General features: G+C 61.2%; 1 protein-coding gene. It reads right to left on the bottom strand.

Translation table 11 applies throughout. The annotated features are described in order from the left end of the window. Nucleotides 1-1,840: DEAD/DEAH box helicase (locus Q0330_RS14930; protein WP_299481098.1), on the bottom strand; the 1,840-nt coding region annotated here is incomplete at both ends.

The following is a 1,840-nucleotide window of genomic DNA, read 5'->3' as shown; positions in this document are numbered from 1 at the left end:
CGCTCGCGCGCCCGATGCCGAATGCCGCTCTCAGCGGCCTGCGATCTGGCATGAACCTGATGCCGTACGGGGCCGCATTGCATGAAGATGATGGGATGGTGCCCGTCTTTTCGGGCGACGGTTGCCGACAAACCGACGACATACCGCGCCTTCGTTCTGCGCGCGACAAGCTCAAAACTCGCCGCAGACAGGTGGTGGCATTCGTCGACGATCAACTGGCCGTAGTCAGCCACAATGTCGTCGACCTCACCGCCTCTTACCAGGCTCTGGATAAGCGCCACATCGATCACGCCTGTCGGTTTTCGCCTTCCACCGCCAATTGTGCCGATCTGCTTGGGGTCGATCTGAAGGAAAGTCTTCAGCCGCTCAACCCACTGGTCGAGAAGTTCCCGACGATGGACCAGAACCAGCGTATTTCGGCCGCGATGACCAATCAGGGCCGACGCGACGACGGTTTTGCCGAAGGCCGTGGTCGCGGCAAGCACGCCAGTATCATGCGCGGTGAGCGCCTCGAAGGCGCGCCGTTGCGGCGGCCGAAGCTCACCAAGGAACTGAACCGTATTCGGCAGCGGGGTTCCATCGCTGCGCTGGTCGTCCAGTTCTGTCCGCGCACCGTGTTCGATCAGGACTTCAACCGCCTCATCAAAGCAGCCTCGAGGCAAGGCAACGTGGCGCGGGTGCAGCTCGGCACAGGAGACCACGCGAGGCTTTCCGAAGGTGGGCAGCCGCATCGCTTGCGCCCGATAGAACTCGGGGTTCTGGAAAGCTGCGACCCTTACCAGTTGGGCAATCATCGCAGAGGGCAGCCCGGTTCGGTTAATATAGACCTGATCTGCGACTGTCACCTTGATGTTTGGCGGAACCACCACGTCCGCAGGCTTTGCCTTCGGGCGTCGCGACGGCGACATTTTCCAGGGCACGTCAGCGTTTTCATCATCAACCGGCATCCGGACTGCCAGCACCTGACCAGATGCCTCAGCAGCCGCAACAAAATCGGCTACCGCCTCCGCAGACATCCGTAGCAGCGTCGACAGATACGCCCACTGGTCGTCGTATGGCTGAAGATACTGATCGAGAAAGACGCTATTGCCGACCCTCCGCGCGCTGTGCTGCAGCGGCAGGGCGATCAGGTTTCCAAAACCGCCGAGGGGCATCGTGTCCTGGTTTGGGAAGAGGCGGTCATAGGATGCAAAGCCGATCTCCGGTCGCCTCTCCATGGTCTCCGTGATCAGCGCCGATCCAAGCTGGCGGGCAGCCCGGGCCGATACCGGTTCGGCGAAGAAGATCCAGACATGGCCGCCGTTGCCCGATCGGGATCGTTCCAGCGCAGCAGGCACTTCTTTTGCCCGGCAAGTTGCAAGCAGGGCACCGGCGTCCTCTGCCCAAGACGCCTTGTCAAAATCTGCTGCAAGGAACCAGCAGGTATCATCCCGCAACAACGGATAGACGCCGGCCACGAAGTCGGCCGAAGGGCCCTCGCCGCCGCGGAGGTGTCGTTCAATGACACTGGCATCGGGAGGAATGAACCGCTGATGCTTGCAGTCCCCGCATTTGACAGTCGGTTTTCCGCAGATGCCTCTCACCCATTCATTGAAGCAGGCGGGCGAATAGCCGGCGCGTCCCGTCTTGCGGTTTTCCCATCTCACTGGAAACACGTCCGGGCGGCCAGCAAACAGGCTGCGGAACAGCTCTACCTTCTCGCCCGATGACGATGCGTTCGTGACGGGGGCATTTTCAAATGCAGGACGTTTGGCCTGTGCAGCTATTTCTGCGGTTTCCCGGGCCTCCAGCGCCGAAAGCTCCTGCAAAAGTTGACGTTGTTCCGCATCCAGCTCGGCCA

The organism is uncultured Paracoccus sp., from assembly GCF_937873615.1.
Classification (GTDB): Bacteria; Pseudomonadota; Alphaproteobacteria; order Rhodobacterales; family Rhodobacteraceae; genus Paracoccus.
This window is presented reverse-complemented; position numbering and strand designations above follow the sequence as displayed.